Raw genomic sequence first — 12,766 nt, forward strand, 5'->3', positions numbered from 1 at the left:
GCCACTGATCTGAAAGCCTCGGGCGCGTCATTCGCCGATGGCCGAACAATCTCCGCTCATCTGTTTCGCTCGTGACCAGGTTTGATCACGCCAGTCTGTTCAGCTGTTACATTGGTGACGTTCGAAAAACACGGGGTAACCTGCATTTTGTCACGTGCAAAAACGAGGCCCGCCGTTGGCGCGAAACCGAACCAATGACGTCCTCGTTTTTTTTACTCGCCAATCAGCTCTTGAACCACCAGCGCTGATAAGCGCGCGCTCCGTCGAGCTCCCAAGAGTTACTCACTATGTCATGGTGAGCGACGCTGTCTCTCATGGCATAAACATAGTTTGTGAACATCGGAATGACCGTGCTGCCTTCATCCCGTGAGATGATAGCCATTTCCCGATACATCTCGGAACGCGTGGCATCATTCAATTCACCCTTGGCTTGCCGCAGCAGCGAATCGAACCGCTCGTGGCTCCAGAAGGTTTCTGTCCAGCTTGAGCCTGATTCATAGATGAGAGAGAAAATGGAGTCCGGCGTTGGCCGCGCACCCCATTTCGCGAACACGAAAGGTTTCTTTTGCCAGACATCGGACCAGTATCCATCGTTTGGCTCACGCACGACCTTGATGTTGATTCCAGCCGGTCGGGCTTGTTCTGCATAAAGCGTGGCAAAGTCGACAGCGCCTGACATCAGGGAATCCGATGCGGAAAGGTTGGTGTCAAAACTGTCTAGCCCGACTTCTTTCAGGTGCCATTTTGCCTTGTCCGGATCATAGGGACGTTGCGGAATATCGGTTGGATAATAGGGCATATTGGGAGAGATGTGAAAATCATTTCCCAATGTCGCCGTGCCAAAGAGGATCTTTTCGATCATCTCTTCTCGGTCAATCGCATGTTTCATTGCCATGCGGATATGATTGTTTTCGAAGGGGGCAGACGATGCAATCATCGGCAACGTGACTGTCGAACCCGATGGCAGGTTGATGATTTCGATTCCGGGGCGCCGGCTGAGCAGCCTCAACGTCTTTACATCGACTGAACTCACGGCATCGACATCGTTGGATAGCAGCGCTGTTTGACGTGCATTCGGGTCATTGATTGCTATCAGCTCAACCGCGTCAAACCAGCCGCCTTCGCCGTGCCAGCCTTCATGACGCGTAAGACTTGCTCCGATGCCAGGTTCCCAGCTATCAATCTTGTACGGGCCAGAGCCTATGCCGCTCTGCCAATCTGCATTTCCATCAGCGTCAGCAGGCACAATCGCAATGTGATATTCGTTAATGATATAAGGCAGGTCCGCCAAACCCTCATTCAGCTCAACAATAAGGGTATGATCTCCATCGGCTCTCACGTCCTTCACGCTGGCCAGTAGTGGCTTGGCGACTGAGCTGGATCCTTCACGCATATGATGGCGCAACGATGCGATCGCATCACGAGATGTCACGGGGCGTCCGTCGTGGAAGGTCGCGTTCTTGGACAATTCGAAGGTCCAGACAGTTGCATCCGGCGACGCGCTCCAGCTCTCAGCAAGGTCCGGGCCAAGCGTACCATCCGGGTTGATAGCCGTGATGTAACTACGAGACGCGTGGCTTAGCTGAACCGTGAAATAGGAATTGTACAGACCTGGATCCAGTATGTCAGATGTGTTGGCATCATGGACGCCGACGCGGAATGTGCCACCCCGGCTAGGGGTCGAGGCGGCAACCTGTGAAGTCCAGAGTGTAGATGCCGCTGTCGCGGTGAGGCCCGTTGCACAGGCATGGCCCATGAAGCTGCGCCTTGATATCTTTCTTGCCCGCCCCGCAGATATGATGCGGTCACGCACCGTGTTGTCATTAAGCGTCGTCATATCGAATCCTCCCAGTACATTGACGATAGTTTGTAATTTTCTGATGGCCTTTCGGGCCCGTGGCGCCTGGCTTTAGGGGTTTGCAACCTCCGCTCAGTTGGCAACTTTCCTCCCGAAAGCACAGCCAGCGTGCAGAATTCCCACTTGCGGAGCAGCGGCTTGCAGGCTCCACTACGCGATCCGATGTCGTTGACTGGTCGCATGTTGCGGTGCGGAAATCGTAGCGGCGGCTCTCTTGTGAGCGACAGTATGAAAACCCGAAAAAGCCGAAAGAGCGCCTCAACTGCTCCTGTTTTTGGAATACGTATCTTTGTAAACGATCAATCCATCCTCAAATGTGAAGATGTCCACGCTTTGGTATTCCTGCACCGTGCCGTCCTTGAGACGCGCGGTTCTCAGATACTCACAATAGGCTTTGTTTCCCGCAATGCGTGCATCGAGGGTTTTCCAATGAACGTTTTCGACACTTTCAAAAAGCGTGCCGAACACTTTTTCCAAGGCGGCATATCCTTCAAAGCGGATGCCGTGGGCATCGGGCCCTGCGCCGTGGTCAAAAACGGCATCCTGGGCAAAATAGGGCATAACCGCATTAATATCATTGCTGTTAAATGCATCCCCAATGGCATCCAGAAGTTCATGCGTGACGGTCGTTGGTGTTTCGGTGAGTGTTTCAGTCATAATCGTTCTCTTAGATAGGCGGCCATAAGGTTATCTGTAAGGTCAAGCCGGTTACCCTTCGAGCCGCATGCCCTGCCTGCAGGTCAAAGCTCGTAGCAATCTTATTATCACACTAACAGACAAAAATACAAGTTTATTAAATAGATTGAAAAACAAAGAGTTATCAGAATATTTTGCAGCATACGCCCAAATATGCGGTCAGATTCTGACTTAATCCTTGAATATTCGTCTGATTGTCTGCTAATCAGGTGGCTACTTGATGACCACAGAGGGACGGGTAGATGGGTGCGAAGTTTGATGTAGTTATTGTTGGCGGTGGGCATAACGGCCTTGTTTGTGGCGGTTACCTTGCTCGGTCAGGGCAACGGGTGCTTGTGCTTGAGCGTCGCTCTGTGGTCGGAGGTCTGAGTGCGGACCGCGAATTCTTCAAGGGGTTCAGGGGGTCGATCCCCAACTCACCGGGGTCCCTCGAGCCGAAAGTCGTGCTGGACCTGGAATTGAAAAAGTTTGGCCTTGAGTTTACTCGGCCTGATCCATCCCTGGTCGTTCCTTTTCCGGATGGTCGCGCCATGGTTGCCTGGCGTGATCGCCAAAAAACGGCCGATGAAATTGCGAAGTTCTCGAAAAAAGATGTCACTGCATATGCCGAGTTTTTTGAGTATCTGAACGATTTCGGTCGTCGCATCGGCATATCCCTGTTCGACAACCCGCCGAGGCTGCGCGATGTGATGGCGCGCTTGAAAACAGACGAAGACGAAGACGCATTTGCCAAGGTATTTCTTGGCAGTCTGAAAGATCTTCTTGATAGTCGGCTGGAATCTGAAGAGCTGAAAGCGGTAATCGCTGCAATCAGTGTCACATCGAATATGGTAGGCCCCAGGACGCCGGGTAGCCCTTATCTGTTGATGATGCGTCCCTTCTCCCTTGCTTCCGGGGGCACAAGCGATGATCACGATCCCCGCAAACAGTACCTGAGAGGATCAACAGGATTGCCGATTGGTGGAATGGGTAGCGTTACCAAGGCAATGCGCGCATCCCTCGAGGCTTATGGGGGCGTCGTGCGCACCGATTGTGAGGTGTCACGGATTGTCGGAAACGCGAACGCGATTCAGGGCGTGGAACTGGAAACAGGTGAATTCATAGAGGCGCGAGTTGTCGTTTCCAATCTTCACCCCAAAACGACAATGGTCGATTTGCTGGATTGCAATGGCCTCGAAAGGGAGTTCATCGATCCGTTTGACCAACTCCCCAAAAGAGGGTCGGCGTTCAAAATAGCTCTGGCTTTGGAGGGCTTGCCGGTGATGTCGGCTGCGCCTGCTGGAATGGAGCGCCTCTATGCCGGGTGTCAGTTCAGGCTGTCGCCATCTTTGGATTACATGGAGCGCGCCTATGACGATGCAAAATACGGGCGTGCATCAAAGGATCCGATTATTCTGGGACTCATCCCGTCAGTTTCAGACCCGGAAATGGCACCTTCCGGAAAGCATATTTTGAGTGCAAATGTATGGCACGCGCCGATCGACCTGGCCGAAGGGGATTGGGAGACAGAGCGTGATCGATTTGGCAACCGTTGCATTGATGTGATGTCCGAGTACATGCCGAACCTGAAGGATCTGATTATCGACAAGAAGTTCCTCAGCCCGAAAGATCTTGAACAGGAATATGGTTTGAGAGATGCCAACGTCATGCACCTGGACATGATGCCGGCTCAAATGTTCAGCCTTCGGCCGGTTCCCGGATGGGCATCCTATCAAATGCCGGTCCCCGGATTGTATCTTTGCGGCTCTGGTACATGGCCGGGTGGAACCGTAAGCGGCGTGCCTGGACACAATGCCAGCCAAAAGATCATCAGTGACCTCAAGGCGTTGCGGGTTGCATAGCGAAATTTCGTTGCAGCTTTTCAGGAGGGCGTCAAAGAGGAATGCGTAGCAGATCTGCAAATCAGTCCTGTTTCTGAAACGCAGATATGGCAACCGAGGCGGCATGTTGCACGTGCCGTCTGCTTGCGGCAACCGCGAGGTCGACATCCCTGGACTGTATAGCGTTCGCTATGTCCCTGAATGTTTGTATGTACTTGTTTTTTTGTGCGTCCGTTTGGCGGTAAGTGGTTGTCATCCGAACAAATCTGATCTTTGCGTGAAGAATATTTGAATAATAGGAAACTAACTTATTTTCGGCACCGTCGAAAAGCACACTGAAAAACTCATCTGTAATCTTAAGAATGGTCTCAATCTCTTGGTGCCTCATCGCCTCATCATACCGATCAACGATTTGAGGCAGCTGTGCAACAACATCATCGCTGGCGCGTTCGGTGAAAAGCCTGACTGCAAGTCCTTCGACAGCCTCGCGCATTTCGTAGATTTCCTGCAAATCTTCGGCGGTAATGCTGACGACAAACGGGCCTTTATGTGGCGTGTATTCGATCAGGTGTTCAGCCTCCAATTGCCGAAGAGCTTCGCGGATGGAGCTACGGCCAACGCCGGTCGTCTCGCACAATACACGCTCAACCAGCCTCTCTCCCGGGCGAAAGGATCCTTCAAGAATTGCGGCTCTCAGAACATTGACCGTTTTCGAGTGGATGGTGTCTTGCGAACGATCAACTCTGAGTTTCGAAAGGCTCTTTATATCGCTTTTCACGTTGTTTTTCCTTGCTTTTCTATGTGTTGTGTCCGCTGCGTTTGCCTTCGGTCGCCGGGAAGACAGGTTTCAACCAATCGCCTGAAAAAAACACATTGGGCACCCGAAATCAACTTTGAACACCGTATCGTGGAATGAAGGAGCACCAGATGGGTAACGATGCTATCCTGGAAAGATTGAATGCAGATTGGCCAGCTTCGGTGGCGACGCTGCGGGGTGTCGCGGTCGCTTTTAGCGAAAGTGACGAAACGCTGGATATGGAGTTCGAAGCAGTGGAGATGTTCTGCCATTCCGGTGATGTCGTGCAGGGCGGGTATATTACGGGCATGCTGGATGCCGTGATGGCCTATTCCGTGATTGGCGTTCCTGACGTTTGCAAGATGGTCGCAACGCTTGAAATCAAGGTTAACTTCATGTCGGCAGGACGGCCCGGCCCGATGCTGGCGAAGGGCAAAGTCATTCACAGGGGAAGGTCCATCGCGTTTCTGGCGGGGGAGCTTTATCAAAAAAATCATCTCATCGCGACGGCAACCTCGACTGTAAAATTGTTGAAGTGACTGCTCCATTTTACCATCAACTTCGGGGTAGGGCGGCTTAAAATTTTCGCTGGATCAAACGTTCGGTAAGCGAAGGTGATCCGGAATGTTTTGATAGTCACTCTCTGGGGCCACCTCGTATGTGTTTAGGATCATAGACAACATAGCGAAATAACCGACGATAGTGACAAGCTCGACCAGCCCATCTTGGCCGAATGCCTGGGTCGCGCGTTCATAGAGGTCATCGTTGATGAATTGGGTTTCGAGCAGCTCCTTGCACAGATCGCGGGTCAGTGCATTTTCCGATGGCTGGGCGAGCAGGGGGCTGTCGTTTGCGATGCGCTCGATCACCGTTTCATCGAGCCCTTCGGCTTGGCCGATAAGAACATGAGCGTTCCATTCTGCCAGACAATCCCAGTGACGCGATGTCACAAGAATGGCGATCTCGCGGATATGGGAGGGCAGCTTGCCGTCGAAGCGAAGTGATGCTCCGAGCGCCTGAACACGGTCGGCAATTTCTGGAGTCGACAGAAGGGCCGGAAAAGGCCCCCCAACACGCCCTCTTGGGCCGCTGGAAATCTGGTCGTAGACCCGCTTTTGCGCTGTTGAAAGAGACTTGTATTCCAAGGGTTTATTTCTCATGCGGCCTGCCTCCCGGCGTTGCGTTCAGGGGTTGTATTATTTTCAGTGACAACAAGGAAAATATATATTGCCATATTGTCTGGTTGTCTGGTAGACAATTTTTAAAATGAGTTAAAGGAGGCAATGATGAGTTCGAAGCCTGTGATTATCACATGCGCGGTGACGGGGAGCATTCACACTCCGACGATGTCGCCTCATTTGCCCATTACGCCTGGTGAAATCGTCGACGCAGCGGTAGGTGCCGCGGAAGCGGGCGCGTCCATCATCCATTTGCACGCCAGAGATCCTGAGAATGGCAAGCCAACGGCGGACACGGATACGTGGCTGCAATTTTTGCCCGACATCAAGCAGCAAACAGATGCTGTGATCAATGTGAGTACCGGTGGCAGTCCGGGGATGACTGTCGAAGAACGCCTTGCCGCGGCATTGCAGCTTAAGCCTGAGATGGCTTCGCTAAATATGGGCTCGATGAACTTTGGCCTTTATCCATTGTTGGAGAAATACCAGGATTGGAAGCACGAGTGGGAGCCTGAATTTCTGGGTATGACCCGGGACTATATCTTTCGAAACACTTTTGCGGACATCGAGATCATTCTCAAGAAGCTCGGCGATGGCTGCGGAACTCGGTTCGAATTCGAGTGTTACGATGTTGGGCATTTGTACAATCTGGCCCATTTTGCCGACCGGGGCCTGATAAAGCCGCCGTTCCTTATCCAGACTGTATTTGGTCTGCTTGGCGGAATCGGTGCGGATGGTGACAATCTGTTCCACATGCGGAAAATAGCACTGAAACTCTTTGGCGAGGATCACGAGTGGTCCGTATTGGCTGCGGGGCGCAATCAAATGCCATTTGCAACGATTGCCGGCAATCTGGGTGGCAACGTCCGGGTTGGCCTTGAGGACAGCTTGTTCATTTCGAGGGGCGTGTTGGCAGAGACAAACGCTCAGCAGGTCGCGAAAATTCGGCGCATCCTGGAGGATCTGTCTCTGAAGATCGCAACGCCCGCAGAGGCTCGGACAAGGCTGGCGCTCAAAGGCGCATCGCAAGTTGCCTTCTAAAGTTGGAAATCGCCACTACCAGCGGAGAACACCAGATGACACGTACCATTCCTGTAGATTCGACCCTTGAGCACGGATATGATGTTCGCCTTCTCAGGTCGGATTTTGCCGAGCTGAGCCAATCCTGGGCCGAGCGAAGCGCCGCTTCGCGAAAGAACGCGACGGTAAAGCTCGATCGCAGATACGGGCCGGGCGAAAAGGATCTGATGGATCTATTCCTGTGTGGTGAAAAGGAAGCCCCGCTATTTGTTTTCATTCATGGCGGCTACTGGCAGCGCGGTGACAAGGCCATGTATAGCTTTGTCGCGGAATCTTTCCTCAAGGCCGGGGTGGATGTCGCTATCGTCGGGTATGACCTGTGTCCTTCGGCGACGATGGCTTCGATGGCAGGCAAAATTCGCTCTGCTCTTGTTTGGCTGTGGCAAAATGGTGCTGCCGAAGGCATCAACAAAGACCGGATCAATGTTTCGGGTCACTCGGCTGGCGGGCACCTTACCGGCATAGCTCTTGCAACTGATTGGCCGAGTTTCAATTTGGATGTTCCCAAGAACCTGATCAAATCAGGCATTCCGATCAGTGGTCTTTTCCAGCTCGAGCCACTGCTCAGAACAACCATCAACGATGCGCTTCATCTTGATGAAAGTAAGGCCAAGGCACTTAGTCCGCAATTCCTGCGTCCAGCAACGACAGCACCAATTCTAGTCACTCTGGGAGGCGGCGAAACGCTCCAATTCCATTGGCAGGCCGACGAGTTCGTGGCGCAGTGGTCGACATTCGAAGCGCCGATCGAAAAATACGCCGAGCCTGATGTCGATCATTTCGGTGTCGTGAATCGCCTGTCGAGTTCAGAAAGTGAAATTTTCCGGAAAACGCTCGCCTGGCTGCGTTGAGATATTTTGTAACGTTAGGGCTCTGAGATGGGCAACGTCTACGCAACTGACATTGGTCTTTGTGTGTCCGATCATCACCTGAAATCCAGCCTGAGGCAAGTGGGTAAAATCTGATCGCCATTTGGTCAGATCAAATGCAGGGCCAAGTTAGGCTGGGGAATTTGGCAAACGTGAAGGGTCAAAACCATGGAACATACCGTAATAACAAATTCCGTAAATGACATTCTTACGGAGCTCAAAACGAACGCTGCAAAGCCATTGGGCCAGGCGAAAGCCATGCCTCGCAAAATGTATCAGTCAGAATCCATTTTGGAGCTTGAGAAAGAAAAGATTTTCAAAGACGGATGGATTTGTGTCGGGCGCACACAAGATATTCCAAATGTTGGAGATTATCTAACTTGGAAAATCCTTGACGAGCCAGTGCTTGTCGCCCGCAGACCTGATGGTGAAGTAGCAGCTTATTCGAACACTTGCCGACATCGCATGATGCTTCTACTCGAGGGCAAAGGTACATGTAAGCGCATCGTTTGCCCCTATCACGCCTGGACCTATGACTTGTCAGGGCAGTTGATCGGTGCTCCTTATATGAACAAGACAGATGACTTTAACAAAAAAGACATCAGTCTCCCTGAGATCCGTAGTGAAATATGGCATGGCTGGATTTATCTGACATTGAATCCTAATGCGCGGCCGGTGCATGAGAAGCTTGCAAATCTCACGCCTCTTATCGAGCGGTACAACTGCGAAAACTATGTCGGCATTGTGCTGAAAGACACTGTATGGAATTGTAACTGGAAGCTCCTCGCAGAAAATTTCATGGAAGGCTACCACCTTCCAGTGGCACACAAGGCCACGGTTGGCGCGTTCTGCCCGCTTGATGAGACAGAATTTTCTGACGTCGATGAAGCGGACGAAAACTTCACGTATCAGACCTATACCAAGGACAAAGAAGCGCCTGTCGGCACAGCACACCCTTCAAATACCTCTCTGGAAGGGAAATGGCGCATAACAAGCGTCTTGCCGACCATATTCCCAAGCCATATGTTTTCTTTGGCACCTGATCACCTTTGGTATCTTTCGATCCAGCCCATTGGCGTTGACAAAGTGCGCATTCGCCACGGTGCTGCAATCGCTCCGGAAGTGCTGGAAAACCTTTCGGATCCGGATGCTTCCTTGGGGGAAATCCGCGAATTTTTGGCCAAGGTTCAGGAAGAAGATCGCTTCGTCGTCGAAGGGATGCAGCAAGGCACTGCTGGTGACCTGAGCGGGTCAGGTCAGCTGAGCTGGCTTGAGCGGGAAGTCAACGACTTCACCAAATACATTGCCCGAAAATTGTAGATCGTAGGATACAAGTAAAATGACGACTGAGCCGATAAGTAGGAGCTGCCGGAAGCTTTTGGATCAGGAGATGTGCCTTTTGATAAATGGCCAACTCACGACCGGAGCCACATCCGAAACACGCCAATCTATTGATCCGGCTACTGGATCAGTTGTCGGAACGTACCCGAACGCCTCGCCCGCAGACGTTGATATGGCTGTAGCCGCCGCCAAGGCGGCTCAGCCAGGCTGGGCGGCCCGTCCTCTTAGCGAGCGTCAGGAAATCGTCCAGAAAATCGGGCAGGTGTTGCGGGAGCACTCTGCAGATTTTGGCTATATCGATACGCTTGATTCAGGAAGCGTCTTTTCGTCAATGCAACATGACGCGGCATGGGCCGCTGATGTGATTGACAATCTTTCCAGATCGGCCAGCGAAGTCAAAGGTGAGGTGACGCAGCTTGATGCCAACCTGCACTATACTCGCAGATCACCGTTCGGCGTGGTCGCAAAGCTTCTGCCTTTCAATCATCCGATTCAGGCTTTTGGAACCGGATTGGCTGCGCCATTGTTGATGGGGAACTGTCTGGTGGCCAAACCGTCACCCCATACGCCGATTTCGGCCCTCGTATTCGCGCAGCTTATCAAGGATATCGTGCCTCCGGGGGTCATTAACGTCGTCACGGGCGATAATGATCGTGTTTCCATGCCACTTGTAACGCATGCGGATGTCCATCGGTTGGCGGTGACAGGCAGCTCAGAAGCGGGCGTTCTAATCACCCAAGCTGCGGCCCCGTCACTCAAGAACCTGACCATGGAATTGGGTGGTAAAAATGCCCTGATCGTATTTCCCGATGCCAACCCCGAATTTGCGGCTGACATCGCCGTCTCGGGCATGAATTTCAAATGCCAGTCGCATTCCTGTAGTTCAACCTCCCGCGTACTTGTGCATAGGTCACTTAAACAACCGTTTCTGGATGCCCTTGTTGAACGTGTCAAAGCCGTGCGTGTTGGCCTGCCTACGGATTCCGAAAGTGGAATAGGCGCGATATCGACTAGGCCGCTCTTCGAACGCATTTTGGGGTACATCGAGGCTGGGAAATCCGAAGGCGCCAAACTGCTCACCGGCGGCACAATTCCCGAAGATGACGCTCTCAAGAACGGGAATTTTGTCACCCCGGCGGTCTTTTCGGACGCCCGGCCGGATATGTCGATCGCCCAAGAGGAAATCTATGGTCCGGTTATTACGGTCCTTGATTGGGAAGACCATGACGAGATGGTGTCAATTGCAAATGGTGTCGAATATGGTTTGACTGCCGTGCTTGTCACGGACGACCTGGAGACCGCTCACCAGACCGCGGACGCCCTGGAAGTGGGCTATGTCGAGATCAATGGCAGCGTGAGTTACCCACACGGATCACCCTACGGGGGATGGAAAAAGAGCGGTAACGGACGTGAAGGCAACATTGATGAACTGCTGTCCTACACGCAGCTCAAATCGGTGAATGTCAATTTTCGCAAAGAGCTTTCCAGCACATCGGGCCCCAACAATGACCCAAGAGTTTGATTATATTGTCGTAGGTGCTGGTAGCGCCGGATGCGTTCTGGCGAACCGGCTGACAGCCAGCGGCAAGCATCGGGTTCTGCTGATTGAGGCAGGGCCAGATGACAATCATCTATTTATCAATATGCCCGCCGCCTTCACCCAGGCCATGACAAAGGGCAGATTCGACTGGGGCTATGAGACCGAACCGGAACAGCACCTGAATGGGCGTACAGCGCCCTGTTACCGCGGGCGCGTGATGGGGGGCTCTTCTTCTATCAATGCGATGAGTTTTGTGCGCGGGCATCGTGCGGATTTCGATGCCTGGGCGCTTGAGCATGGACTCGAAGATTGGTCTTATGAAAAGTGTCTACCTTATTTCAAGAAACTCGAAACGTTCAGCGGGGGAGCGAACGACTATCGCGGGGGCTCCGGCACGGTCAATGTGACCGCTCCCAAACTCTCTAGTCCTTTGCAATCAATGTTCCTGGCTGCCGCAGAACAAGCCGGCTATCCAATCGCCAAAGACACAAACGGCGAGGATCAGGAAGGTTTCGGACTGAACGACCAGACGATCCACAAGGGGCGTCGTGTCAGCGCAGCAACAGCCTATATCCATCCGATACGCAGTCGGAAGAACCTGCGTATCGAGAAGGAGGCGATGGTTGATCGTGTCTTGTTTGCTGATGGCCGTACAAGAGGCGTTGAGTACCGAAAAAACGGGCAAACAAAGCAGGCTTTCTGCGCAAAGGAAGTGATTCTTAGCGCGGGGTCTATCAACTCTCCCAAATTACTTGTCTTGTCTGGAATCGGTCCCGCAAAACAGCTCGCGTCGCTCGGGATTGATGTTGTTGTCGACAGCCCGGAAGTGGGACAGAATCTGCACGACCACGTGGATTTCAGCATTTCACACAAGGCAAACCAACCTATCACGGTTTCACCGGCTTTGCGTTTCCCCAAAAAGGCAATAATTGGCATTGAGTGGATCCTTCGTAAAACCGGATGGGGTGCCACCAATCACTTCGAAACGGTTGGTTACATAAGAACCAATGACGAGCTTTCCCAACCGAATGTTCAGTACGTATTGGTACCGCTGCTGGCCAAACCTGATGGGTCCTCCAAGGCGCGGGTGCATGGGTTTCAAGTCACCGCGATGCTCTTGAGGCCCCGAAGCCGCGGTACGGTGACTGTCCAGAGCACAGATTCCGAACGCCCGCCCGCAATTCATTACAATTATCTCGCTCGCACCGGGGACCTGGACGAACTCAGAGAATGCGTGCGAAAGCTGAGGGTGATTTTGGCTCAACCTTCTCTGGATGCCTGCAGGGGCCCGGAGTTGAGCCCTGGAATCGAGGTGCAAACAGACGATGAGATTGACGAATTCATCAGGCAAAATCTGAAGTCTACATATCATCCTTGCGGAACGTGCCGCATGGGGATTGATGACGCGTCAGTTGTTGATGCGGAGGGCCGCGTTCGCGGCGTTTCAGGCTTGAGGGTGGTTGACGCCTCGATTTTTCCGTCAGTGACCAGCGGAAATATCAATGCACCAACCTTGATGATGGCGGAAAAGCTGGTCGATAAAGTTCTAGACGGACAATGACGTTCGCTAGTGTCCCTCGGTCAACCG

At 52.6% G+C, this 12,766-nt stretch carries 11 protein-coding genes; 7 read left to right on the forward strand and 4 right to left on the reverse strand.

Annotated elements, in window-relative coordinates; genetic code table 11:
• Window positions 1–223: 223 nt before the first annotated feature.
• A complete protein-coding gene (locus N7U68_RS00850) occupies window positions 224–1,837 on the reverse strand; it encodes an ABC transporter substrate-binding protein (RefSeq protein WP_263046641.1) in 1,614 nt (537 codons plus the stop codon).
• Between the two features lie 279 nt (window positions 1,838–2,116).
• Window positions 2,117–2,515, reverse strand: coding sequence for a nuclear transport factor 2 family protein (locus tag N7U68_RS00855; protein WP_263046642.1), 399 nt, complete (start codon window positions 2,513–2,515; stop codon window positions 2,117–2,119).
• A gap of 281 nt (window positions 2,516–2,796) precedes the next feature.
• Here N7U68_RS00855 and N7U68_RS00860 point away from each other — a divergent pair, with 281 nt between their 5' ends.
• Window positions 2,797–4,395 carry a phytoene desaturase family protein gene (locus N7U68_RS00860; RefSeq protein ID WP_263046643.1) on the forward strand — a complete coding sequence of 533 codons (1,599 nt, stop codon included), beginning with the start codon at window positions 2,797–2,799 and terminating at the stop codon, window positions 4,393–4,395.
• A gap of 61 nt (window positions 4,396–4,456) precedes the next feature.
• Here N7U68_RS00860 and N7U68_RS00865 read toward each other — a convergent pair whose 3' ends face one another.
• Entirely contained in the window at window positions 4,457–5,152 is a 696-nt protein-coding gene (locus N7U68_RS00865) for a GntR family transcriptional regulator (protein ID WP_263046644.1), read from the reverse strand.
• Window positions 5,153–5,301: 149 nt separating this feature from the next.
• Here N7U68_RS00865 and N7U68_RS00870 point away from each other — a divergent pair, with 149 nt between their 5' ends.
• Complete coding sequence (locus tag N7U68_RS00870; RefSeq protein ID WP_263046645.1) at window positions 5,302–5,709, forward strand: PaaI family thioesterase; 408 nt, start codon at window positions 5,302–5,304, stop codon at window positions 5,707–5,709.
• 54 nt (window positions 5,710–5,763) lie between these two features.
• Here N7U68_RS00870 and N7U68_RS00875 read toward each other — a convergent pair whose 3' ends face one another.
• Entirely contained in the window at window positions 5,764–6,330 is a 567-nt protein-coding gene (locus N7U68_RS00875) for a carboxymuconolactone decarboxylase family protein (RefSeq protein WP_263046646.1), read from the reverse strand.
• 123 nt (window positions 6,331–6,453) lie between these two features.
• Here N7U68_RS00875 and kce point away from each other — a divergent pair, with 123 nt between their 5' ends.
• From kce to N7U68_RS00900, 5 genes are all read left to right on the forward strand, one after another.
• Window positions 6,454–7,389 carry a 3,5-dioxohexanoate:acetyl-CoA acetone transferase gene (gene kce / locus N7U68_RS00880; RefSeq protein WP_263046647.1) on the forward strand — a complete coding sequence of 312 codons (936 nt, stop codon included), beginning with the start codon at window positions 6,454–6,456 and terminating at the stop codon, window positions 7,387–7,389.
• 35 nt (window positions 7,390–7,424) lie between these two features.
• Complete coding sequence (locus N7U68_RS00885) at window positions 7,425–8,279, forward strand: alpha/beta hydrolase (protein ID WP_263046648.1); 855 nt, start codon at window positions 7,425–7,427, stop codon at window positions 8,277–8,279.
• Between the two features lie 186 nt (window positions 8,280–8,465).
• Window positions 8,466–9,617, forward strand: coding sequence for an aromatic ring-hydroxylating oxygenase subunit alpha (locus tag N7U68_RS00890; protein ID WP_263046649.1), 1,152 nt, complete (start codon window positions 8,466–8,468; stop codon window positions 9,615–9,617).
• Between the two features lie 70 nt (window positions 9,618–9,687).
• On the forward strand, window positions 9,688–11,160 hold the full coding sequence (locus N7U68_RS00895) for an aldehyde dehydrogenase family protein (RefSeq protein WP_263046781.1): 1,473 nt from the start codon (window positions 9,688–9,690) through the stop codon (window positions 11,158–11,160).
• Window positions 11,144–12,739 (forward strand): choline dehydrogenase, encoded by a 1,596-nt coding sequence (locus N7U68_RS00900; RefSeq protein WP_263046650.1) that lies wholly within the window; start codon window positions 11,144–11,146, stop codon window positions 12,737–12,739. Before N7U68_RS00895 ends, N7U68_RS00900 begins: the two co-directional genes overlap by 17 nt.
• Window positions 12,740–12,766 lie beyond the last annotated feature (27 nt).

This window comes from Roseovarius pelagicus (assembly GCF_025639885.1).
Lineage (GTDB): Bacteria > Pseudomonadota > Alphaproteobacteria > Rhodobacterales > Rhodobacteraceae > Roseovarius > Roseovarius pelagicus.